Source organism: Streptomyces sp. JLBG701 (assembly GCF_058544905.1).
This window is the reverse complement of record NZ_CM178588.1, coordinates 3,945,363-3,968,031: the sequence shown is the minus strand read 5'-3', so window position 1 is coordinate 3,968,031 and position 22,669 is coordinate 3,945,363. Positions and strand designations below refer to the sequence as shown.

Here is a 22,669-nt window from a genome sequence, read left to right as displayed (position 1 = left end):
TCTGATGCGACCCCTTTCGATTTCCGGCGCCTGGGTGCACGAGCCGAAGGTCTTCCCCGACGGCCGGGGCAGCTTCCACGAGTGGTTCAAGGCGCCCCTGTTCACCGAGGCGGCCGGGCACCCGCTCACCCTGGCCCAGGCCAACATGTCCGTCTCCAGCCGGGGCACCCTGCGCGGCATCCACTTCGCGGACGTGCCGCCCGGCCAGGCCAAGTACGTCAAGTGCGTGCGCGGCGCGGTCCTCGACGTGATCGTGGACATCCGGACCGGCTCGCCCACCTTCGGCCAGTGGGAGGCGGTCCGCCTCGACGACCGGGACCACCACGCGGTCTACCTCTCCGAGGGCCTCGGCCACGGCTTCATGGCCCTCAGCGACGACGCCACCGTGGTCTACCTCTGCTCCGAGGGCTACGCCCCCGAGCGCGAGCACGGCATCCACCCGCTCGACGCCGACCTCGGCATCGAGTGGCCGACGGACCTCGCCCCGCTGCTCTCCGCCAAGGACGAGCAGGCGCCCACCCTGGCCGAGGCCCGCGAACAGGGCCTGCTGCCCTCCTACGAGGCGTGCGTGGCCTACCGGGAGAGCCTCGGGTCCCTCGGTTCCTGACCCGGACGGGGCCCGGTTTGACCCCTCACGCCGGGCCCCGTAACCTTGACCGTCGGCGTGTCCTTGGATATGGGCGCGCCACATCCCCGTAAACCTCATCCCTCCCGGCTTGCCTCGGCGGCTGGGAGAGGCCGCCGGTGTTCCTTCCCGGGCGGCTGGACTGCGGGGGTGCCGTTCTTGAGTGAGAGAGTGAGATCCGCGTGTACGCCATCGTGCGCAGCGGTGGTCGCCAGCACAAGGTTGCTGTCGGCGACATCGTTGAGGTTGACAAGATTTCCACTGCCAAGGTTGGCGACACGGTCGAGCTCTCGACCCTGCTCGTTGTCGACGGCGACGCCGTGACCAGCGACCCGTGGGTGCTGGCCGGCATCAAGGTCCAGGCCGAGGTCGTGGACCACCACAAGGGTGTCAAGATCGACATCCTTCGCTACAAGAACAAGACCGGCTACCGCCGTCGTCAGGGCCACCGCCAGCAGTACACGGCGATCAAGGTCACTGAGATCCCCGCGGCTGCGAAGTAAGGGACTGAGGAGAGATGGCACACAAGAAGGGCGCATCGTCCACCCGGAACGGTCGCGACTCCAATGCCCAGCGGCTCGGCGTGAAGCGCTTCGGCGGTCAGGTCGTCAACGCTGGTGAGATCCTGGTCCGCCAGCGCGGCACCCACTTCCACCCCGGTGCGGGCGTCGGCCGTGGCGGCGACGACACGCTGTTCGCGCTGAACGCCGGTGCGGTGGAGTTCGGTACCCACCGTGGCCGCAAGGTCGTGAACATCGTTCCGGTCGCCTGAAGCATCAGGTAACTGATTCAGGCACCTGATCGGAAGCTTTCGCGAGGCGGACCTCACTTCCCTTGTGGGAAGGCGGGTCCGCCTTTCGCGTGTTGTTAATAGAAACAGCAGCTCCTGAGCTGTGTCGGCACTATCTGGAGGCACCGAACCATGACCACCTTCGTGGACCGCGTCGAACTGCATGTCGCCGCGGGTAGCGGAGGTCACGGCTGTGCCTCCGTCCACCGTGAGAAGTTCAAGCCGCTCGGCGGCCCGGACGGCGGCAACGGCGGCCGGGGCGGCGATGTGATCCTCACCGTCGACCAGTCCGTCACCACGCTTCTCGACTACCACCACTCCCCGCACCGCAAGGCCACCAGCGGCAAGCCCGGCGAGGGCGGCAACCGCTCCGGCAAGGACGGGCAGGACCTGGTGCTGCCGGTGCCGGACGGCACGGTCGTGCTGGACAAGGCGGGCAACGTGCTCGCCGACCTGGTCGGCCAGGGGACGACGTACGTCGCCGCGCAGGGCGGCCGGGGCGGGCTCGGCAACGCCGCTCTCGCCTCCGCCCGCCGCAAGGCGCCCGGCTTCGCGCTGCTCGGTGTGCCCGGCGACTTCCAGGACATCGTGCTGGAGCTGAAGACCGTCGCCGATGTCGCGCTGGTCGGATACCCGAGCGCCGGCAAGTCCTCGCTGATCTCGGTGCTGAGCGCCGCCAAGCCGAAGATCGCCGACTACCCCTTCACCACCCTCGTCCCCAACCTGGGCGTCGTCACGGCGGGCGCGACCGTCTACACGATCGCCGACGTGCCCGGGCTGATCCCCGGCGCCAGCCAGGGCAAGGGGCTCGGCCTTGAGTTCCTGCGGCACGTGGAGCGGTGCAGCGTGCTCGTGCACGTGCTGGACACGGCGACCCTGGAGTCCGAGCGCGATCCCGTCTCCGACCTCGACATCATCGAGGAGGAGCTGAAGCAGTACGGCGGCCTCGGCAACCGTCCCCGGATGGTCGTCCTGAACAAGATCGACGTACCGGACGGCAAGGACCTCGCCGAGATGGTGCGGCCGGAGCTGGAGTCCCGGGGCTACCAGGTCTTCGAGGTGTCCGCCGTCGCGCACCTCGGGCTGAAGGAACTCTCGTTCGCGCTCGCGGACCTGATCGCCAAGGCGCGCGCCGCCAAGCCGAAGGAGGAGGCGACGCGGATCGTCATCCGGCCCAAGGCCGTGGACGACGCGGGCTTCACCGTGACGCAGGAGGAGGACGGCCTGTTCCGCGTGCGGGGCGAGAAGCCCGAACGCTGGGTGCGGCAGACCGACTTCAGTAACGACGAGGCCGTCGGCTATCTCGCCGACCGGCTCAACCGCCTCGGCGTGGAAGAGAAGTTGATGAAGGCGGGCGCCCGCTCCGGTGACGGCGTCGCCATCGGCCCCGAGGACAACGCGGTCGTCTTCGACTGGGAGCCCACCGTCATGGCCGGCGCCGAGATGCTCGGCCGACGGGGCGAGGACCACCGCTTCGAGGCACCCCGGCCCGCGACCCAGCGCCGCCGCGACAAGCAGGCCGAACGGGACGAGGCGGAGCAGGAGTTCGACGACTTCAATCCCTTCTAGGGGACCTGAGCGGGTTACGCCAGGGAGTCGTACCGGGCGCGGATGAGGATCTTGTCCTCTCCGCGCCCGGCTTTTGTTTCAGGCCTCGGGAGCCGACGTGCCCGGGACCATGGGGTGCTTCGTCAAGGCTGATCACTGATCTACCGTCAGACCCGTTGCGACAAGGGAGCGTTCCCGTGCCGCAGCGGGTCTTCTGCTGTCTGCCTATTTGTCATGCTCGCGAAGGATCGGGTTCAGCCGGCGGACCGACCCGGAGCGTGAGCTTCCAAGGTGTCCAAGAGGCCAGCGACGCAAGGGAGTTCGCGATGACCGGAGCAGTATCCCCCGACCGACGCCGCTTTCTGACCGCGGGCGCCGCCGTGCTCGGCGCCGCCGCCTCCACCCAGCTGTGGCTGCCGTCCGCCGCCGGAGCTGCCGAAACCCCGCTGCCCGACGGCGTGTTCAGCCTCGGTGTGGCTTCCGGCGACCCGCTGCCCGACGGCATCGTGCTGTGGACGCGACTCGCCCCCGACCCGCTGAACGGCGGCGGCATGCCCGACCGCGCTGTGCCGGTGGAGTGGGAGATCGCCTCCGACGAGCGGTTCAGGAGGGTCGTACGCCGGGGTGTGGCCCGGGCCCGTACCGAGTACGGGCACAGCGTTCACGTGGATGTACGTGGGCTGCTCCCGGGGCGCGCGTACTGGTACCGCTTCCGCGCCGACGGCCAGCTCTCGCCCACCGGCCGCACCCGCACCGCGCCCGCCCGGAACAGCTCGGGCGGCAGCCTGCGCGTGGCTCTCGCGTCCTGCCAGAACTGGCAGCACGGCTACTTCACGCCGTACGCGGACATGCTGGCCCAGGACCCCGACGTCGTCGTGTTCGTCGGCGACTACATCTACGAGTCGACGCCCGCGTCGACGGGTGTCCGCAGGCATGAGGGGACCGGAGAGCCGTACACCCTGGTCGAGTACCGCAACCGGTACGCGCAGTACCGCACCGACCCGGACCTCGCGGCGATGCACGCGAACGCGCCCTTCGTGGTCACCTTCGACGACCACGAGATCGACAACGACTTCGCCGGCGAGATCCCGCAGGACCCGGACAAGCAGACGCACGACGCGTTCGTGGCCCGGCTGACCGCGGGCTATCAGGCCTACTACGAGCACATGCCGGTGCGGGCCGCCGCGATCCCCAGCGGGCCGCACATCCAGATGTACCGCCGCCTGGAGTTCGGCCGGCTCGCCCGGCTCAACGTGCTGGACACCCGGCAGTACCGCAGCGACCAGGTGACCAGCCAGGAAGCGGCCAAGAGCCCGTCGCTCACCATGCTCGGCGGCGAGCAGAAGCAGTGGCTGCTTGACGGGCTGCAGGACTCGCCCGCCCGCTGGAACCTCGTCGCCTCGCAGATCATGGTCGCCGAGACCGATCTGCTGGTCGGCGAGGGCAAGCAGTGGTTCTACGACGCCTGGGACGGCTACCAGGTCGAACGCAACGCGCTGATGGCGGAGTTCGCAGACGTCCGCAACCCGGTCGTGCTCACCGGCGACCGCCACCTGACGATGATCAGCGACCTGAAGAAGGACTACGCGGATCCGGACTCGGACGTCGTCGGCGCCGAGTTCGTCGGTACGTCCATCTCCAGCAACGGGGACCAGGACCAGGCCGCCTTCCACGCCCAGTTCGACCCGCTGGTCCCGGACAACCCGCACTGGAAGCTGATCGACGCCCACCGCGGCTACCACCTCTTCGACATCCGGCGCGACGGCATCGACGCGGAGGTCCGGACGGTGAGCACCGTGCGGCAGCCGACGGCGGTCGCGAGCACGCTGGCCAAGCTGCGTGTCGAGTCGGACGAGCCGGGCGTGCGCATGGTGTGAGTCTCACCTGAGGCGGGCGGGAGCCTGCGTGACGGAAGTCACAAATGTGAAAAGTGTGTGGCTGGAGCCTAGGACTCATCTGTGTTCCAGGCTTCTCTCAGCACAGTCTCAGGGATTCCTCTTACTATCCCTTAACCATGGAGACGGACTGTACGAGAGATGAACTCCCGGCCAACGGCGCGAAGGCGATAGCCCCCCTGCCGACCGGGACCCGGCTGCTGCACATCGGCCCGCACAAGACGGGTACGACGTCGATCCAGGGCGCGCTGTTCGCGGCGAAGGACGCGATGCCCGAGCACGGCGTCGTCTTCCCGGCGAGCAGCAGGCACCCGATGGAAGCGGTGCTCGCCGCCTGCGCCCGCCCCGGGATGATGGGCAACACCAAGCCCACCGAGCGGCACTGGCAGCGGCTGGTGGAGCAGGTCGACGCCACCGGCGGGCAGACCTCGGTGATCAGCAGCGAGTTCTTCGCGGACGCCCCGGACGACGAGACCATCGCCCGGGTCGTCGAGGAGCTCGGCGGCGACCGGGTGCACGTCCTCGTGACCCTGCGCCCGCTGGCGAAGATCATGCCCTCGCAGTGGCAGCAGTACGTCCAGAACGGCCTGCGCATGGGCTACGAGGACTGGCTGGAGCACATGCTCCGCAAGGCCCCGTACGAGAAGCCCAACCCCAGTTTCTGGCGCCGGCACCGGCACGACCGGCTCGTCGAGCGCTGGGCCCGGGTGGTCGGTCCGGACCGGATCACCGTCGTCGTGGTCGACGACAGCGACCGGGGCGGTCTGATGCGTGTCTTCGAGTCGCTCCTCGGGCTGCCCGAGAATCTCCTCCAGCCCGTTCCGGACACGGCGAATCGTTCCCTTACCCTCGCCGAGACCGAAATGCTGCGGAATCTTAATGTGGAATTCCGGGCCAATGAACTCCCGGACGAGCTTTATTCGAAGCTCGTCCGATATGGCGCCGTGATGCATATGAAGAACGTGTGCCTTCCCGGTCCCGACGACGTGAAGATCTCGACGCCCCAGTGGGCGATCGAGGCCGCCGCGACCGTCGGCGGCGAGATGGCGGAGACGATCGTCGCGTCGGGCGTCCGCGTCATCGGTGATCCGTCGCTGCTGTCCGCCGTATCGAAGGCGGCCGAGCCGGCCGACGGGGCCTCAGAGACGCCCCGGATCGCCCCCGAGGTGGCTGCCCAGGCGCTGTACGGCGCACTCGCCGCGGCTGCCGCGGCCCCGGTCCGGCACCCCGCTCCGGTCAAGGCGCGCACGGTTCACCAGACGTCGTCGAAGGAACTCGTGCGGGTGCTCGGGCACCGCTGCCTCAAGAAGCTGCGGCGACGCTGAGCGAGTCGAGATCACCCACAGCGGCGCCGGATTGCTGTGGAGTTACTCACAGCGATTTTCCCGGGTGATACGCGTGTTCGGCGAGTGGTCTCACGCATCACCAGCAGTACAAGGTGAATGACAGGTTGCGCGCACATATGCAGCGGGGGGCGCTCACCTTGCACTGCGGTAACCGCAAGTGGGACCATTTCCGAGTTCCCCGTTGTCCCGAGGTAGGTCTCCTGTGTCACAGCGCATAGCCAAGCCCCGTACCACCGCAGTCGTCCTGGCCGGCGGTACCGGTCAGCGCGTGGGGCTCTCGATCCCCAAGCAGCTGCTGAAGATCGCCGGCAAGGCAGTCATCGAGCACACTCTGACCACCTTCGAGAACGCCGATTCGATCGACGACATCATCGTCCTGATGGCGCCGGGCTATGTCCCGGACGTCGAGAAGATCGTCGCCAAGGCCGGGTTCAAGAAGGTCACGCGGATCATCGAGGGCGGCGCCACGCGCAACGAGACCACCGAGCGTGCCATCGCGGCCCTCGGTGAGGGCCTGGCCGAGGGCGAGGACGCCAACGTCCTGTTCCACGACGCCGTTCGCCCCCTGCTGTCGCAGCGGGTGATCGACGACTGCGTCGCCGCCCTGGAGCGCTACCAGGCCGTCGACGTCGCCATCCCGTCCGCGGACACGATCATCGTGACCCGTACGCATGGCGAGGACGGCGAGTTCATCACCGAGATCCCGGACCGCTCCCGGCTGCGCCGCGGCCAGACGCCCCAGGCGTTCAAGCTGTCCACGATTCGGCGGGCCTACGAGGTCGCGGCCGGCGACCCCAACTTCCAGGCCACGGACGACTGCACGGTCGTACTCCGCTACCTGCCGGACGTGCCGATCCACGTCGTCGCGGGTGACGAGTACAACATGAAGGTCACCCAGCCCGTCGACGTCTTCATCGCCGACAAGCTGTTCCAGCTGGCCTCCACCGCGGCGCCCGAGCAGAACGGCGAGGAGGAGTACCGACAGCTGCTCACCGGCAAGACGCTCGTCGTCTTCGGCGGCTCCTACGGCATCGGCAAGGACATCGCCGCACTCGCCGAGGGCTACGGCGCCTCGGTGTACGCGCTGGGCCGCTCCACCACCGGCACGCACGTCGAGAACCCGGAGGAGGTCGACGACGCGCTGTCCAAGGCCTACGCCGAGACCGGGCGTATCGACTACGTCATCAACACCGCGGGCGTGCTGCGCATCGGCAAGCTGGCCGAGACCGACAACGCGACCATCGAGGAAGCGCTGAAAGTCAACTACCTGGCCCCGGTCCAGATCGCCCGTTCCGCGTACAAGTACCTGGCCGAGACCAAGGGGCAGTTGCTGCTGTACACGTCCAGCAGCTACACCCGCGGCCGCGCCGAGTACAGCCTCTACTCCTCGACCAAGGCCGCGATGGTGAACCTCACCCAGGCCCTGTCCGACGAGTGGGCCGGCGACGACGTCCGCGTCAACTGCATCAACCCGGAGCGCACCGCCACCCCGATGCGCACCAAGGCCTTCGGCCAGGAGCCCGCGGGCAGCCTGCTCTCCTCCGAGGCCGTGGCCCGCACCTCGCTCGACGTGCTGCTGTCCGAGCTGACCGGCCATGTCATCGACGTCCGTCAGCTGGACCCGACGGCCGCCGCGGGCAAGGCCTCCGGCTTCGAGCAGGCGCTGGCCTCCGTCCTGGACCATCAGGGCGGCGTGGCATAATCGACTGCAAATAGCGATCGAAATTCAGGCCTCTGTGGCTGCTCGTTCACGAAGCATTCACAGGGGCCTGAATCCGTAAAGTCAAAAAGGCCCTTTGGAGCAGGTTCTCCGTGATTTCCACCGCTATTCGCGTCGCCCGGGTGGGCAGCGCGGCCGAACTGGCCGCAGCGGCTCTCATGATGCTGGGCTATCCCGCCCTCATGCTGGCCGCTCTCGTCCCGAGCGTTCCCGCCTTCGCGGCCGCGGCCGCAGTGACGTACCTGGCGGACCACTATCTGCACCGACAGGGCAGCTACCTGATCAACCGGCTGAGCAAGGTCAGGGCCGGTCTGTCGATCCGCTTCCTGATCCGGCAGCTCCTGCTGGTCCTGCTGCTCGCCCGCCTCGACCTCTCGAACGACCTGATCTTCTACAGCGCGATCGCCTGCTTCATCGCCTCCTACGGCTTCCAGGCCCCGCACGGCGCGCTGATCACCCTGATCCGCAACCGCCGCCGGATGCCGGTCGCCACCCGCAACGTCGACCTCAAGTCGCGCATCGACATCCCGGACGCCCCGCCGCAGAGCCTGCTGAACCGCTCCGCCGAGAAGATGCTCCACCTCGACCTCGCGGCGGTCGTCGGCCTGCTGGTCGCCGGGGCCACCGACTCGGCCCTCGCCGCCCTCATCGGCATAGGCGTCACGCTGGTCCTCGGCGGCCTGTACGTCCTCGCGCTGATGCCGTACGTCCGCGGCCAGAAGACCCCGCCGGACGCTGACACGGTGCTGGCCGCCGTCGACGACTGGCTGGGCGGGTACAAGCCGCAGACGGTGCTGTACTTCTCCGGCTCCAAGGACTCGGTGTACCAGGTCAACATGTGGCTGGAGACGATGGAGCAACTGGACTCCCGGCCGCTGATCCTCCTGCGTGAGCGCGTGATACTGCAGAACCTGGCGCCCACCACGGTCCCCGTCATCTGCGTGCCCGGCGGTGTGCACCTGATGAACATGGACCTGTCCGCGGTGCGCGTCGCGCTGTACGCCGCGAACGTCGGCAAGAACATCCACCTGCTGCGCGTCCCGACCATGAAGCACGTCTTCATCGGCCACGGCGACAGCGACAAGCTCGCCAGCGTCAACCCGTTCAGCAAGGTGTACGACGAGGTGTGGACCGCCGGTCGCGCCGGCCGCGACCGCTATGCCATCGCCGACGTCGGTGTCCGCGACGACGACATCGTGGAGGTCGGCCGCCCGCAGCTGGCGTCGATCGAGACCGCGCGGGGCGCAGGGGCCGGAGACTGCCCGACGGTTCTCTACGCCCCCACCTGGGAGGGCTGGGACGCCAACCCCGGCAACACCTCGCTGGTGCTCGCCGGCGAGAGCATCGTGAAGAAGCTGGTGAAGGCCGACCCGCCCGTCCGCGTCCTCTACAAGCCGCACCCCTTCACCGGCACCGTCAGCGCCGAGGCCGGCGCCGCGCACCGGCGCATCACCGCGCTGGTCGAGAAGGCCGCCGCCAAGCGCGCCGCCGACCCGAAGTTCGCCGTGGACGCGACCGCCCAGGCCGAGGCCAAGGCCGAACTGGCCCGCATCGAGGCCCGGATCGCCGAGCTGTCCGGCAACGGCGGCGAGAAGGGCGACGAGGCCGAGGCCACCCGCGACGGTGTGGTCGACGTGGCGAAGCACGAGGAGATCGCCCGGCTGCGGGGCGAGTGGAACGACGCGTACTGGCGTTCCTTCGGCACCTGGGAGCACCGGGTCATCGCGGGCGCCGAGCCCCGCCTGTACGACTGCTTCAACGTGTCCGACGCGATGGTCTCCGACATCTCCAGCGTCGTCTCCGACTTCATCGAGAGCGGCAAGCCGTACGCGGTCACCGACTCCGCGGAGCTGGGCGTCGAGGAGTTCAAGCGGCAGAACACCGCGGTGCGCGCCGCGGTGATCCTCTCCAACAGCGCCGCCGAGCTCGGCGCGCTGCTGGCCGCGGTCCGCGACCCCGCCGCCGACCCGCTGGCGGCGGAGCGCAAGGAGCTGAAGCAGTACCTGCTGGGCCCGGACGAGCCCAAGTCCATCGACCAGTTCAACACCGCCGTGACGAACCTCGCCGCCAAGGCGGAGACACGCAACGTCGGCCAGGAGTCCCGGGTCGCGTCCGACGGGGCCGAACTGGCGGTCTGAACGAGGTCGGGCGTCCCCGACGTACAAGTAAGGGCTCGGCCCCGAGGAGAGCATTCCTCGGGGCCGAGCCCTTACTGATGCGACCTGTACTGATGTGACCTGAGTCACGAAAGTGGCGAGGCAACCGCTTGTCGAAGCCAACCGTCTAGTAGGAAGCGATTGAGGTAAGCCCGGGGGAATGCTTCATGTACGAGGGGGAAACATGGCTGTTGAGCAGCCTGATGTGAGCGTGGTCATAGGGGCGTACGAGGCGATGCCGTACCTCGTCGAGTGCCTGGCGTCCGTCGAGGCGCAGACCATCGATCCGACGCGCATGGAGGTCATCGCGGTCGACGACGGATCGACGGACGGCACGGGGGAGTACCTGGAGGCCTTCGCGGCCCGCGTCCCCATCCCGGTCACCGTCATCCGCCAGGAGAACTCCGGCGGCCCCAGCGGCCCGCGCAACATCGGCCTCGGCAAGGCGACCGGACGCTACGTCTTCTTCCTCGACGCCGACGACCGGCTCGGCCCTGAGGCCCTGGAGCGGATGGTCGCCATGGCCGACCGCAACGGCACGGACGTGGTCCTCGGCCGCGTCGAGGGCGTCAACCGCAAGCCGCCCCGGTCGATGTGGGACAGGACGCTGGAGCGGACGGACGTCTTCTCCTCCAACATCAAGTTCACGCTGAGCGCGCAGAAGCTGTTCCGCCGTGCCCTCCTGGAGCGGCACGGCATGCGCTTCGACGAGTCCCTGTGGACCGGCGAGGACGCGCTGTTCACGATGGAGGCGTATCTGCGGGCCGACGGCGTCTCCGTCCTCGCCGACCACACCTGCTACTACCTGGTGGGCCGCGAGGACGGCAAACACGTGACGAAGAGCGGGAGTTACACCCTGCGCTTCGACTCCGCCCGCGCCCTGATGAAGCTGATCGCGGACCTGGTCCCGGCCGGCACGAAGCGCGACGCGCTCATGGTCCGCCCCTTCCTGGTGACCCTGCTGCCGCAGTTCGGCCCCAAGTACCTCAAGGACAGCGAGGAGGTCAGGCGCCACAAGTTCGAGCTGGCGGCACCTCTGTTGGAGACGTACTGGACCGAGGCCGTCGCCCGCCGCCTCCGGGTCAACGAGCGGCTGCGACTGCATCTGGTGGCCGAGGGGCGGCCCGAACTCCTTGAGGAGGTCGTGGAGTTCGTCAAGACGAAGCGCGAGGCAGCCGCGGTCATAGAGGCCAGGGGTCACCGGGTGTACCTGGCCTACCCGCACTTTCGCTCAGAGGCGGCCGGTATCCCCGACTCGGTCTACCTGGCCGCGCCTCGCGAGGCGCGGGCCGTTCAGGGGTATCGGGAGTCGGCCGGCAGCGTCGTGCGCCGCGCGCTGGGCAGGGCGCGGCGGGTGCTGCTGTCCCGCGAGGTCGCCTCGGGGGGTCGGGCGGCGGCGGCCTGACGGGCTTATCGCCCCGACCGCAGGGCCTTGCGTAGCGGTGCTCCCACCGCGCGCCGGGCCCGGCGGTAGACCGAGGCCGTGGGCTGCTGGGGGATGCCCGCGACCAGCCTGGCCGTCCTGGCGCTCTTGGCCTTCGACTGAGCCAGCTCCCGCTTCAACTGCGCGTTTTCCTTGGACAGTTGGGCGACGCTGCTCTGCAGCCAGCCGAAGCGCGTGGTGAGCGAGGCGATATCGGCGTCGTTCCAGGGACCGATGCCCGCCGGGAACGTCAGCGAGCGCAGACGCTTCTCGAAGGCCGCGCCGCCGTCGCCGTGCGTGAACGTGTTCTGCAGCCCGTTCCGGTCCAGGAACCCCGTGAAGCGCTCGAACCGCTCCTGGTGCCCGCCGAGCAGCTTGCCGAAGTCGGCCTGCTCGTACAGCCGCGCCGGGTCGATGTCCTCGGGCACCTGGTCGATCTGCTGGTGCGGGATGTCGAAGTAGCGGCACAGCTCCAGCGTCCGCGAGTCGGCACACAGCACGGTCGCGGGTGTGCCCGCCAGCAGCGCCGCGATGTTGCCGTGGATGCGGGAGCCGAAGGAGAAGTCGAATCCGCGCAGGTCGTCGATCCAGGTGACGGGGTCGACGTAGAGCCTGGCCTTGCCCTCGCGGTACATGGGGTGGTCGGGATGCGTCGGCATCTGCGTGATCCGGCCGTTCGGGTGCGACAGGTCCCGCCAGTGCAACTGCTGTGCGTCGCTGAGGTTCTGGGCGATGTAGGTCAGGTTCGGATAGCGCTCGTGGGTGCGCGAGATGACCCGGCCCATGCCCTGCTTCCGCACGGCGCTGTGCGAGCCGTTGATCGCGATCCGGGACTCGGGGGTGAGCTCCGACACCCGCTTGTGTACGTCGAGTTCCTTGCCGTACATGAACAGGGACGGGCAGCCGATCACCTCGACGTCCCTGAAGCCCATGTCCTTGAGGTACTTCTCGGTGAAGTCGCCCCGCACGCCGATCGACGCGCTGCGGTCCAGCACCGCGGAGACGAAGTCGCGTACGGCAGGCTCGATGCGCTTGAGGCGGGCCGGGTCGTTGTCGAGCCCGCTCTGCGCGCCGACTCCGACCACCACCACGGGGATCTTCAGCTTGGTGATCAGCTGGGTCAGGCGCGTCAGAGCGCCCTCGAACGAGAGCCGGAACGCGTTGGCGAGCGGCACGACGAAGGCGTCGTACTCCTCGTTGATCCGCCCCGCGGCGGCGGGGTCGACCCGCATGAGGCTGGACACGACCTCGGTACCCGGGATCTCAAGGATCTTGTGGGTCGCGTCGCTGAAGATCAGATTGCCGGAGTTGGTCGCGATGACGTCACGGTGGAGGGCTTCCTCCACGGAGACGGCGTCGAACGGGCTCTTCCCCGACCTCAGGAGTATGCGCTTCACGGGGTGAACATTAGATGACACGGAGTTCAAATTAAATTTGACTGGTCTTTGATTTCCATACGCAACCCGTACAACCTTTTTGCCGGATGCGACGCGTGAGCGTGGTGTTACAGCCCGCCTTGTCCGGGGGCTGGACCGATGCACGGCTCCCGCCCCCGTTCGCGTAGATTGCCTGGCGGGGCAGCCGGACCTACGCGAGGGGACAGGACAGCACGTGGCAGGGGTTAGGCAGGCCGTGAGCGAGGCCCGCAGGATCGTCGTCAAGGTGGGTTCCTCGTCGCTGACCACCGCGGCGGGCGGCCTGGACGCCGACCGTGTCGACGCGCTCGTCGACGGCCTCGCCAAGAGCCGCAGCGGTGGGGAGAAGGAGATCGTCCTCGTCTCCTCCGGCGCCATCGCCGCCGGACTCGCCCCGCTGGGCCTGCGCCGCCGCCCCAAGGACCTCGCCCGCCAGCAGGCCGCCGCCAGCGTCGGCCAGGGCCTGCTCGTGGCCCGCTACGCCGCCTCCTTCGCCCGCTACGGCATCCGCGTCGGCCAGATCCTGCTCACCTCCGACGACACCAGCCGCCGCGCCCACCACCGCAACGCCTCCCGCACCCTCGACAAGCTCCTCGCGATGGGCGCGTTCCCGATCGTCAACGAGAACGACACCGTCGCCACCGACGAGATCCGCTTCGGCGACAACGACCGCCTCGCCGCCCTGGTCGCCCACCTCGTCCGGGCCGACCTGCTGGTGCTGCTGTCCGACGTCGACGGCGTGTACGACGGCGACCCCAGCAAGACCGGCACCTCGCGGATAGCGGAAGTGCACAGTCCGGCCGACCTCGCGCACGTCGAGATCGGCAGCTCGGGCAAGGCCGGCGTCGGCACCGGCGGCATGGTCACCAAGGTCGAGGCCGCCCGGATCGCGGCCGCCGCCGGCATCCCCGTCGTGCTGACCAGCGCGGTCCACGCGGCCGACGCCCTGTCCGGCGCGGACACCGGCACCTACTTCCATCCCACCGGAAAGCGCTCCGCCGACCGGCTGCTGTGGCTCCAGCACGCGTCCACCCCGCAGGGGGCGTTGACGCTGGACGACGGAGCGGTGCGGGCGGTCGTCGAACACCGCAAGTCACTGTTGCCGGCCGGAATCGCCGCGGTCGAGGGCGAGTTCAACGCGGGCGACCCCGTCGAACTGCGCGACGGCACGGGGCACGCGGTGGCCCGCGGCCTCGTCAACTTCGACGCCAAGGAGATCCCCCAGCTGCTCGGCCGCTCGACCCGGGAACTGGCACGCGAGCTGGGCCCGGCCTACGAGCGCGAGGTCGTCCACCGGGACGATCTGGTCGTCCTGCACCCGTAACGGGAGGGGAACGTCCGAACGGTGCCACCGCCGTGAGGTGGACGTTCCGCAAAAGCGCCACACGAAGGCTTGCGGGCTGCTCAACTTTGTCTTAGGGACACGTTCCGCACGAGCGAGTACAAGCACTGCGCAAAGGAGGCCGTCGTGAGACGAGTGCGCCCTGGGACGGCGGCGTCCCGTGGTGGCGCCGGTGCTGCTCCCGCCCGGGCGGTCGGCGAGGAGCGCGCCCTGACCAGCGTCGCGGCCGGGGACCACTACGCGGAGCCGAAGGACCTGCCGCGCCTGTGGCACGTCACGCTGAGCGTCTCCGGCGCCGAGGCCCCGCTGAAGGAGGTGCGGCGCGGCCTGGAACAGCTCGCCCACGACCACCCCTTTCTGCTGACCAGCAGGTATGCCAACGACCACGCCGAGATCCGCTACTGGGAAGAGGCCCGCGACCTGCACGACGCGGCCGCCGTCGCCCTGCGGCTGTGGGGCGAGCACCGCCAGACCGCCCAGCTCCCGCCCTGGGAGATCGTCGGCCTGGAGGTCATCGACCGCGAGACCTACCACCAGCGCATCTCAGAGGGGTACGGCCCGCTGCCGGCGACCCCCGTAGGCGTACATCCCTTTTGAGCCCCCTTCGGGCCCTTCTGGGCTTGTCTCGCGGTTTGGGATAGCCGGTGGACGGGCCCGTGAGGCGCACTACCCTTCCCTCATGACCACGCTTTCGCCGTACGACTCCATGTCCCCGGTCAACCGGGCCGCCTACCGCGCCAAGGCCGCCGCCGCCGACCTCGCGCCGCTGCCGCGGGCCGAGAAGGACGACGCGCTGCTCGCCATCGCGGACGCGCTGGAGGTCCGTACGAGCGAGATCGTCGAGGCCAACGCCAGGGACATCGCCAAGGCCCGCGAGGCCGGCACCAGCGAGGCCATCATCGACCGGCTCACGCTCACGCCCGAGCGGGTGCGCGCGATCGCCTCCGACGTCCGGGACGTCGTGTCCCTGCCCGACCCGGTGGGCGAGGTCGTCCGCGGCTCCACGTTGCCCAACGGCATCGACCTGCGCCAGGTCCGCGTCCCGCTGGGCGTCGTCGGCATCATCTACGAGGCCCGCCCGAACGTGACGGTGGATGCGGCGGCGTTGTGCCTCAAGTCCGGGAACGCGGTTTTGCTGCGCGGCTCGGCCTCCGCCTACGAGTCGAACACCGCCCTCGTACGCGTCATCAGGGACGCCGTCGGCGGGGCCGGCCTGCCCGCCGACGCCGTGCAGCTGGTGCCCGGCGAGAGCCGCGAGAGCGTGCGCGAGCTGATGCGCGCGCGGGGTCTCGTCGACGTACTGATTCCCCGCGGCGGCGCCTCCCTGATCCAGACCGTCGTCACCGAGTCCACCGTCCCGGTGATCGAGACCGGCGTCGGCAACTGCCACGTCTACGTCGACGCCCACGCCGACCTCGACATGGCGATCGACATCCTGATCAACTCCAAGGCCCAGCGGCCCAGCGTCTGCAACGCCGCCGAGACCCTCCTCGTCCACCAGGACATCGCCCCCGAGTTCCTGACGCGCGCCCTGGACGCCCTCGCGGCGGCCGGGGTCACCGTGCACGCCGACGAGCGCGTGCTGGCCTATGCCAAGGACTCCAAGGCCACCGTCGTCGAGGCCACGCCGGAGGACTGGGACACCGAGTACCTCTCCTACGACATCGCCGCCGCCGTCGTCGACTCGCTCGACAAGGCCGTCCAGCACATCCGGCTGTGGAGCTCCGGCCACACCGAGGCGATCGTCACGACCTCCCAGCAGGCCGCCCGCCGCTTCACCCAGCTGGTCGACTCCACCACCGTCGCCGTCAACGCCTCCACCCGTTTCACGGACGGCGGCCAGTTCGGCTTCGGCGCGGAGATCGGCATCTCCACCCAGAAGCTGCACGCCCGGGGCCCGATGGGCCTGCCGGAGCTGACGAGCACCAAGTACATCGTCACGGGGGACGGGCACATCCGGCGCTGACGGCTGCGGGGCGGCGCCAATGGGCCACGGGGCCGGTGCCGAGGGGCCTGCCGGGTGGCGTCGACGGGCCACGGAGCCGGTCGCGAGGGGCTTGTGGTGGCGCCGGCGGGCTGCTGGTGCTGGTGAGATGCCGAAGGGCCCGCCGGGCGGCGTTGACGGGCTGCCGGGGCGGCGCTGAGGGGCCTGTCTGGCGCCAGGGCGCTGCGCCCGAGGCGTGGGAAGAATCTCAGGAGCCTATGAATTTCCATACCGTCTGCCCAAATTGACCCCCCAGGTCTACTCTGGATCCGTGCCGGAGGACGTGGGGGGCACGCCGTTCCCTGACGGCTGGGAGCCCGACGACGACCACGACCGCGGGGTGTCGGACGAAGAGTTCGCCTCCGTGGTCTTTGACGAGGCCTTCGTACAGGCGGCCGTGGTGCACGAGCCGACCGCCGTCGAACGCCTCCTGGCCGCCGCGCAGGCGAGAGCGGAGGCCTCCGAGGCCGAGGCCCGCCGCGCCCACGGCAGAGGCACCCGGGGCGACGACGAGCGCTACGACGACGGCTACGGGCCCGGCGGACCTTCATTCGGCCATGATCCGGACCTCGGCGACCTGGACGACACCGACGTTCTCGAAGGCCGCTACGGAGCCCCCGGGACCTACGGCAAACAGGTCCGCTGGCACCGCCCCGTCGCCTGGATACTCGCCGTGGTGATGGGTATCGGCATGGTCGCGCTGGCCTTCTCGGCGGTCTACCGGGGCGCCTCGTCGAACAACCGGGACCAGGTCCCGCCGCCCGCCTCGACCGGCCTTGAACAGGGCAGCGCGGCGTCTCCCTCGGCGTCCGCCGACTACTCCCCGCCCGCGGTCTCGGCGATCCCGCGGACTCCCTGACCGGGCGCTGACCACCCCCTGACCGCCGTAGTGAGAACCTGTCAGAACTTGTCGTGTACCAGCGCGTTTACCTGAGCTCCCCGCGACCTACTCTGAATGTATGGGCGGGCCTGGAAACCCACCTGAGGGGACACCCGAGGGCGGCCCCGGTGGTGGAGAGGACGAGTACCGATCCGTCGTCTTCGACGAGTCGTTCGTCCGAGCTGCCCGGCTCCAGGAGTACTCGGCGCACGAGCGCATGGCCGACCACGCGCCCGCCGTACGCCGCCGCCCGCCCCTGCGCCGCGGACTGTCCCGGCAGGCCCTGATCCTGGTCCTGCTGATCGCCATCGCCTTCGGCACCGCGATCTACATGGGCGTACGCCACCCCTACCAGGCCCCACAGGCCCAGCAACCCGTCGAGCCCCTGCGCATGACCGTCATCCCGCTCGCCCCGCAGGGCGAGGTGCCCGGCGCGACCGACCCCGAGTACCTGTACGACCACAGCCCCGCCGCGCAGTTCCGCATCGGCGCCGAGGGAATACCGCTGCCGGCCTCCCGACGCACCGCGCACTTCTCCGACAGCCAGGTCGTCACCGCCCTGACCACCGCCAAGGACTACATCGTCGACTCCGCGCTCTACCCCGAGGCGCTCACCGGCGGCCAGGTCCGCCCCCCGCGCGTCTTCCTCGACCCGGACCAACTCGACCAGTACGACCAGAGTTTCGACAGTCCCACCGCCGACGGCCGGCACGCGCCCACCGGATGGCTGGTTCGCTTCGACCCCTCCCAGGCCGAGCTCGCCGACCGCAAGATCCGGGTCCAGGGCACCCTGACCGCCGCCGAGACCGACTCGTCCACCCTTGAGGTCACCGCGGACCACACCATCGTGTACGCCCTGCGACCGGCCGGCGACGAAAGCGCCGAGGCGTCCCTGTTCACCGTCCGGCGCGAGCTGCACTTCCGCTTCGACCGCGATGACCTGCGGATGCACCAGGCCCAGCTCGTCGTCTCCTATGTGCAGGCCGGGCCGCTGTCCTGTGCCGAGGACTCTGTGACCCAGTTCCGCCCGCTGCTTGCTGGTGAGACCGCGAAGACGGGTGGCCCGGCCGGCACCGACCCGTACGCCACGGGCGGCGCACCGGCGCTGTGTGGGTCATTGGCGACTAGTGCGCAGCCGAAGGTGTGACGGGGGTAACGGGGGTAGGGGCTGGTTCGTCGGCTGCGGACCGGTGGGGGCTGGTCGCGCCCACGCGGCGGAGCCGCATATCGATACAGCCCCGCGCCCCTTGGGTCAGTGCAGTTGGCCCGAGTTGGTCAGTCCGCCTGGTTTGGGGGAGTGTCCCTCGGGGGCTCGTCCTCTGACGACGGGGTCGAGCTCGTGAAGCCGCCGAAGCCTCGGCGTACTCGGCCGCCCAGGTCGCCCGCCCCGCCCGCTATGTCGGAGACCAGCTTCATCAGTGGGTCCTTGGAGCTCTTCACGTTCTCGGCGTAGCTCGACGCCGACTCGCGGAACGAGTCGCCGACCGAGGTGTCCTTGTCCTCGCTGCGCCGCGGGTAGTGGCCGTCCATGATCCGCTGGTAGTCGCGGGACTCGGCCCACTTCTTCAGCTCGGCCGCCCGCACGGTGGTGAAGGGGTGGGAGCGGGGAAGGACGTTGAGGATCTTCAGCACGGAGTCGCGCAGGTCGCCACCGGCCTCGTACTCCTCGGCCTGCTGGAGGAACGCGTCCACGTTCATCTCGTGCAGATGGTTGCCGCCCGCGATCTTCATCAGGCCGCGCATCGAGGCCCGCAGGTCCTGGCCGACGAGCAGACCCGCGCGGTCGGCGGACAGCTCCGACTTGCGGAACCACTCGCGCAACGCTGTCACGATCGCGAGGATCGCGAGGTTGCCCAGCGGGATCCAGGCGACCTTGAGGGCCAGGTTGGTCAGGAACAGCAGGATCGTGCGGTACACGGCGTGGCCGGACAGCGCGTGGCCGACCTCGTGCCCGATGACGGCCCGCATCTCCTCCTCGTCGAGCAGCTCGACGAGGCCGGTGGTGACGACGATGATCGGCTCGTCCAGGCCGATGCACATCGCGTTCGGCTGCGGGTCCTGACTGACGTACATCGGTGGGACCTTCTCCAGGTCCAGGATGTAACAGGCGTCCCGCAGCATGTCGTTGAGGTGCGTGAACTGCTGGTCGGACACACGCACCGAGTCGGACAGGAACAGCAGCCGCAGGCTGCGTTCGGGCAGCAGACCGCTGAGCGCCTTGAAGACCGTGTCGAAGCCGCTCAGCTTGCGCAGCGCCACCAGGGCGGAGCGGTCGGCCGGATGCTCGTACGCACGCGAGGAGATCCCCTCGAAGCGCCTTCGCTGCCTGCTCGGAACGTTCTCGTGCCCGTTCTGCTCGTGGCTGTCGTCGGACATGTCTTCCCCCATGTGCGTCTGGTGTGCGCTACATACCCCCGAGGCAGGGCCCAGCCTAGGCGGAGATACCGTGGACGGGCAGTACAGCGAAGGAGTCCCGTCATGGAGCACAGTCCCGCGTCCGCCTGGCTCACCGAGGCCGCGCGCGCCGCCGAACAACAAGGGTCGGGGGATCTGCTCCGGGTCGTACTGATCGTGATGGTGGTGGGCTGTGTCCTGACCGCGTGGTTCCTGCTGCGGGGGTACAAGCAGAAGGACGAGTGAGACGGCCGCGAAGTTCCCCCGCCGCTCTCCTGCCGCGTCCCCAACGGCGGAGTCGGCGTGATCGACGCCCAGGCGCCCGCTTACGATGAGCCGACATCTTTATCCCGCCCACACCGGATAGGTCCTGCCGAAGATGAGCTTCCACAGCACCGCTGCCCAGTTGGTCACCCTCGCTGCCGAGGGCGAGGAGCACGGCGGCAACCACGAGAGCCTCAGCCCCTACATGACCGGCGGGATGGCGTTCGGCATCCTGCTGCTCCTGCTGTGGATCACCACCCGCTTCAACCGCGACCGCTGAGGCTCGCGGAGTCCGACAGGGCTCTGCCCCAGGGCGCTTCCGGGGGGTCTGTCGGCCGGGGCCCGTGGGCCGGGCCGGTAGGGTCTGCACGCATGGGAGAGCAGGACATGCCTACCGGTCCGGCGAAAGACACGGCGAGCGGCGCGGCGAGTGAAACGGCGAGAAACACGGGCGATCGTCCGGTGAACCGTCAGGTGAACGGTCCCGGCAACGGCCCGTCGAACCCGGGCAAACGCCGCCTCGGCGTCATGGGCGGAACGTTTGATCCGATCCACCACGGGCACCTCGTGGCGGCCAGTGAGGTCGCCGCGCAATTCCACCTGGACGAAGTGGTGTTCGTCCCGACCGGGCAGCCGTGGCAGAAGACCGACCGCAAGGTCTCCCCGGCCGAGGACCGCTATCTGATGACGGTCATCGCGACCGCCGAGAACCCGCAGTTCTCGGTGAGCCGCATCGACATCGACCGCGGTGGCCCCACCTACACCACGGACACCCTGCGCGACCTGCGCGCCCTCAACCCCGACGCCGACCTCTTCTTCATCACCGGCGCCGACGCCCTGGGCCAGATCCTCACCTGGCGGGACGCGGAAGAACTGTTCTCCCTCGCGCACTTCATCGGAGTCACCCGGCCCGGTCACCCGTTGACCGATCCAGGGCTCCCCGAGGGCGGCGTCTCGCTCGTCGAGGTTCCCGCTCTCGCCATCTCCTCCACAGATTGCCGTGCGAGAGTCGCCAAGGGCGATCCCGTCTGGTATCTGGTGCCGGACGGAGTCGTGCGCTACATCGACAAGCGCGAGCTGTACCGCGGCGAGTGAGCCGAGAGGGGCACCGGTGAACGACCGATACGACGCGGGATACGGGAACGACCAGTACGAGATCGTCGGCTACGACGAGTACGGCCGACCCGTGTACCAGCCGATCCCGGCGCAGCAGTCCCCGCAGCAGCCGTACGACCCGTACGCGCAGCAACAGGGCTACGGCTACGACCCGTACGCCACCGGCCAGCAGCAGCCGGTGCCTCCCTACGACACGGGCGCGCAGCCGCCCGTGCCCTCGTACGACCCCTACGACACCGGCCAGCAGGCACCCGTCTCCGGCTACGACCCGTACGGCACGGGTGGGCAGGGGCAGGGCGGCGGGGGTGCGGGGAGTGCCGGCACCGCGACGCCGTATGACCCTTACGGGCAGGCCGCGACCAGCGGCCGGCCGCCGCGCACGCAGTCCCGCGCGGAGTCTCGTGCCGCCGAGCGGACCGCCTACATCCCGCAGCAGGCCGGGCCCGAACGGGACTACCGGACCGAGCAGTTCGCCTTCGTGGAGGAGCCCGACGGCAACTCCGAGGACGTCATCGACTGGCTGAACTTCACCGAGAACCGCACCGAGCGCCGCGAGGAGGCCCGCCGCCGAGCCCGCAGTCGTGTCGTCTCCTTGGTCGTCGTCCTGGCACTGGTCGCCGCCGGCGGCGTCGGCTACCTCTGGTACGCGGGCAAGCTGCCCGGGTTGTCGTCGTCCGACTCCAAGAACAGCGGTACGACAACGGCGGTCGCCGCGCAGAACCGTGACGTGGTCGTCGTCCACCTGCACAACACCGCGAAGGGCGGCACCTCCACGGCGCTGCTCGTCGACAACACCACCACCAAGCAGGGCACCACCGTCCTGCTGCCCAACTCCCTCGCCCTCACCGACGAAGACGGCAACACGACGACGCTCGCCAAGTCCGTCGACGACGACGGCTCCTCCGGGACGCGCGACGAGATCGACACGGTCCTCGGCACCGAGATCGAGGGCACCTGGCGCCTGGACACCCCCTACCTCCAGAACCTCGTGGACCTGGTCGGCAACATCGACGTCGACACCAACGCCGCCGTGCCCGACCCGGCCGCGAAGAAGAAGGGCGAGGCGCCGCTGGTGGCGAAGGGCGAGGGCCAGACCCTCAGCGGCAAGATGGCCGTCGCCTACGCCACTTACCGTGCCTCCGGCGAGGCTCAGAACGCCCAGCTGCAGCGGTTCGGCCAGGTCATGCAGGGCGTGCTGCGCAAGCTGTCCTCCGACGCGACCGCGGCGACCACCACCGTGCAGACGCTGGCGCAGATCCTCGACCCTTCGCTGACCGACAAGGACCTCGGCACCTTCCTCGCCAAGCTGGCCGACCTGGCCAAGGGCGGCGACTACAAGACGGCGCTGCTGCCCGTCCAGGGCGACGGCACGATGACCGCGCAGGCCAGCGACAGCGTGGTCAAGGACGTCCTCGGCGGCACCGCGAAGAGCCCCGACAAGGACGCGGCCGTACGAGTCTCCGTCCAGAACGCCAGCGGCACGAAGGACAACACCGAGAAGGCCCGCGTGGTGCTCCTCAACGGCGGCTTCACCTTCCTGGAGGCCGGCACGGCGTCCGCCGCCCAGGCGACGTCGAAGATCACCTATGCCGACGCCGCCGACAAGGACGACGCCACCGAGGTCGCCAAGACCCTGGGCCTAGCCACCAGCTCCGTGGCCAAGGGCAAGGTCTCCTCGAACGCGAACGTCTCGGTGGTCCTCGGCCAGGACTACAAACCGTCCTCTTCCTAGCCGCCGCGCGGTGGGAGGACGGCGTCCGGGGAGATGTCC

20 protein-coding genes are annotated in these 22,669 nt (G+C 69.3%); 18 read left to right on the top strand and 2 right to left on the bottom strand.

Translation table 11 applies throughout. The annotated features are described in order from the left end of the window. Window positions 1-4 precede the first annotated feature (4 nt). From rfbC to AC5DRG_RS18160, 9 genes are all read left to right on the top strand, one after another. Complete coding sequence (gene rfbC / locus AC5DRG_RS18200; RefSeq protein WP_491811590.1) at window positions 5-607, top strand: dTDP-4-dehydrorhamnose 3,5-epimerase; 603 nt, start codon at window positions 5-7, stop codon at window positions 605-607. A 200-nt stretch (window positions 608-807) separates the two neighbouring features. Next, window positions 808-1,128: a 50S ribosomal protein L21 gene (gene rplU, locus AC5DRG_RS18195; protein WP_007381993.1), complete on the top strand. Its 321-nt coding sequence runs from the start codon at window positions 808-810 to the stop codon at window positions 1,126-1,128. A gap of 14 nt (window positions 1,129-1,142) precedes the next feature. Next, the gene (gene rpmA / locus AC5DRG_RS18190; protein WP_007381992.1) at window positions 1,143-1,397 is read left to right on the top strand and encodes a 50S ribosomal protein L27; all 255 of its coding nucleotides are present in this window, start codon (window positions 1,143-1,145) and stop codon (window positions 1,395-1,397) included. A 150-nt stretch (window positions 1,398-1,547) separates the two neighbouring features. Next, entirely contained in the window at window positions 1,548-2,984 is a 1,437-nt protein-coding gene (gene obgE / locus AC5DRG_RS18185; RefSeq protein WP_491811589.1) for a GTPase ObgE, read from the top strand. Window positions 2,985-3,289: 305 nt separating this feature from the next. After that, window positions 3,290-4,840, top strand: coding sequence for an alkaline phosphatase D family protein (locus tag AC5DRG_RS18180; protein ID WP_491811588.1), 1,551 nt, complete (start codon window positions 3,290-3,292; stop codon window positions 4,838-4,840). Between the two features lie 137 nt (window positions 4,841-4,977). Then, window positions 4,978-6,183: a hypothetical protein gene (locus AC5DRG_RS18175; protein WP_491811587.1), complete on the top strand. Its 1,206-nt coding sequence runs from the start codon at window positions 4,978-4,980 to the stop codon at window positions 6,181-6,183. Between the two features lie 223 nt (window positions 6,184-6,406). Continuing rightward, complete coding sequence (locus AC5DRG_RS18170) at window positions 6,407-7,906, top strand: D-ribitol-5-phosphate cytidylyltransferase (RefSeq protein ID WP_491811586.1); 1,500 nt, start codon at window positions 6,407-6,409, stop codon at window positions 7,904-7,906. A 110-nt stretch (window positions 7,907-8,016) separates the two neighbouring features. Beyond that, window positions 8,017-10,062 carry a hypothetical protein gene (locus AC5DRG_RS18165; protein ID WP_491811585.1) on the top strand — a complete coding sequence of 682 codons (2,046 nt, stop codon included), beginning with the start codon at window positions 8,017-8,019 and terminating at the stop codon, window positions 10,060-10,062. A 202-nt stretch (window positions 10,063-10,264) separates the two neighbouring features. Further along, the gene (locus AC5DRG_RS18160) at window positions 10,265-11,485 is read left to right on the top strand and encodes a glycosyltransferase family 2 protein (RefSeq protein ID WP_491811584.1); all 1,221 of its coding nucleotides are present in this window, start codon (window positions 10,265-10,267) and stop codon (window positions 11,483-11,485) included. Between the two features lie 5 nt (window positions 11,486-11,490). Here AC5DRG_RS18160 and AC5DRG_RS18155 read toward each other — a convergent pair whose 3' ends face one another. After that, window positions 11,491-12,900 (bottom strand): polysaccharide pyruvyl transferase family protein, encoded by a 1,410-nt coding sequence (locus AC5DRG_RS18155; RefSeq protein ID WP_491811583.1) that lies wholly within the window; start codon window positions 12,898-12,900, stop codon window positions 11,491-11,493. A 235-nt stretch (window positions 12,901-13,135) separates the two neighbouring features. Between AC5DRG_RS18155 and proB the strand changes: the two genes are divergently transcribed. From proB to AC5DRG_RS18130, 5 genes are all read left to right on the top strand, one after another. Next, complete coding sequence (gene proB, locus AC5DRG_RS18150) at window positions 13,136-14,242, top strand: glutamate 5-kinase (protein ID WP_491813073.1); 1,107 nt, start codon at window positions 13,136-13,138, stop codon at window positions 14,240-14,242. A gap of 153 nt (window positions 14,243-14,395) precedes the next feature. Continuing rightward, a complete protein-coding gene (locus AC5DRG_RS18145; protein ID WP_491813071.1) occupies window positions 14,396-14,857 on the top strand; it encodes a DUF8830 family protein in 462 nt (153 codons plus the stop codon). Between the two features lie 82 nt (window positions 14,858-14,939). Further along, window positions 14,940-16,226 (top strand): glutamate-5-semialdehyde dehydrogenase, encoded by a 1,287-nt coding sequence (locus AC5DRG_RS18140; protein WP_491811582.1) that lies wholly within the window; start codon window positions 14,940-14,942, stop codon window positions 16,224-16,226. Between the two features lie 289 nt (window positions 16,227-16,515). Further along, a complete protein-coding gene (locus AC5DRG_RS18135) occupies window positions 16,516-17,103 on the top strand; it encodes an SCO2584 family spore wall biosynthesis protein (protein WP_491811581.1) in 588 nt (195 codons plus the stop codon). A gap of 100 nt (window positions 17,104-17,203) precedes the next feature. Then, on the top strand, window positions 17,204-18,271 hold the full coding sequence (locus AC5DRG_RS18130; protein WP_491811580.1) for an SCO2583 family membrane protein: 1,068 nt from the start codon (window positions 17,204-17,206) through the stop codon (window positions 18,269-18,271). Between the two features lie 128 nt (window positions 18,272-18,399). Here the strand turns inward: AC5DRG_RS18130 and AC5DRG_RS18125 are convergent, their stop codons facing one another. Beyond that, window positions 18,400-19,500 carry a M48 family metallopeptidase gene (locus AC5DRG_RS18125; protein ID WP_491811579.1) on the bottom strand — a complete coding sequence of 367 codons (1,101 nt, stop codon included), beginning with the start codon at window positions 19,498-19,500 and terminating at the stop codon, window positions 18,400-18,402. Window positions 19,501-19,602: 102 nt separating this feature from the next. Between AC5DRG_RS18125 and AC5DRG_RS18120 the strand changes: the two genes are divergently transcribed. The 4 genes from AC5DRG_RS18120 to AC5DRG_RS18105 all read left to right on the top strand — a co-directional run bounded on the left by AC5DRG_RS18120 (window position 19,603) and on the right by AC5DRG_RS18105 (window position 22,630). Next, window positions 19,603-19,764 carry a hypothetical protein gene (locus AC5DRG_RS18120; protein ID WP_491811578.1) on the top strand — a complete coding sequence of 54 codons (162 nt, stop codon included), beginning with the start codon at window positions 19,603-19,605 and terminating at the stop codon, window positions 19,762-19,764. A gap of 133 nt (window positions 19,765-19,897) precedes the next feature. Then, window positions 19,898-20,062, top strand: a complete 165-nt coding sequence (locus tag AC5DRG_RS18115; RefSeq protein WP_491811577.1) for a hypothetical protein — start codon at window positions 19,898-19,900, stop codon at window positions 20,060-20,062. 92 nt (window positions 20,063-20,154) lie between these two features. Continuing rightward, window positions 20,155-20,877 (top strand): nicotinate-nucleotide adenylyltransferase, encoded by a 723-nt coding sequence (gene nadD / locus AC5DRG_RS18110; RefSeq protein WP_491811576.1) that lies wholly within the window; start codon window positions 20,155-20,157, stop codon window positions 20,875-20,877. A 16-nt stretch (window positions 20,878-20,893) separates the two neighbouring features. Next, on the top strand, window positions 20,894-22,630 hold the full coding sequence (locus AC5DRG_RS18105) for an LCP family protein (RefSeq protein WP_491811575.1): 1,737 nt from the start codon (window positions 20,894-20,896) through the stop codon (window positions 22,628-22,630). Window positions 22,631-22,669: the final 39 nt, after the last annotated feature.

Excerpts from the sequence above, each read along its gene's own strand:
- AC5DRG_RS18130 (WP_491811580.1), top strand. The coding sequence starts at position 17,204 with ATGGGCGGGCCTGGAAACCCACCTGAGGGGACACCCGAGGGCGGCCCC.
- AC5DRG_RS18180 (WP_491811588.1), top strand. The coding sequence starts at position 3,290 with ATGACCGGAGCAGTATCCCCCGACCGACGCCGCTTTCTGACCGCGGGC.
- AC5DRG_RS18125 (WP_491811579.1), bottom strand. The coding sequence starts at position 19,500 with ATGTCCGACGACAGCCACGAGCAGAACGGGCACGAGAACGTTCCGAGC.
- obgE (WP_491811589.1), top strand. The coding sequence starts at position 1,548 with ATGACCACCTTCGTGGACCGCGTCGAACTGCATGTCGCCGCGGGTAGC.
- AC5DRG_RS18140 (WP_491811582.1), top strand. The coding sequence starts at position 14,940 with ATGACCACGCTTTCGCCGTACGACTCCATGTCCCCGGTCAACCGGGCC.
- rfbC (WP_491811590.1), top strand. The coding sequence starts at position 5 with ATGCGACCCCTTTCGATTTCCGGCGCCTGGGTGCACGAGCCGAAGGTC.
- AC5DRG_RS18160 (WP_491811584.1), top strand. The coding sequence starts at position 10,265 with ATGGCTGTTGAGCAGCCTGATGTGAGCGTGGTCATAGGGGCGTACGAG.
- AC5DRG_RS18120 (WP_491811578.1), top strand. The coding sequence starts at position 19,603 with ATGGAGCACAGTCCCGCGTCCGCCTGGCTCACCGAGGCCGCGCGCGCC.
- AC5DRG_RS18175 (WP_491811587.1), top strand. The coding sequence starts at position 4,978 with ATGGAGACGGACTGTACGAGAGATGAACTCCCGGCCAACGGCGCGAAG.
- nadD (WP_491811576.1), top strand. The coding sequence starts at position 20,155 with ATGGGAGAGCAGGACATGCCTACCGGTCCGGCGAAAGACACGGCGAGC.
- AC5DRG_RS18115 (WP_491811577.1), top strand. The coding sequence starts at position 19,898 with ATGAGCTTCCACAGCACCGCTGCCCAGTTGGTCACCCTCGCTGCCGAG.
- rpmA (WP_007381992.1), top strand. The coding sequence starts at position 1,143 with ATGGCACACAAGAAGGGCGCATCGTCCACCCGGAACGGTCGCGACTCC.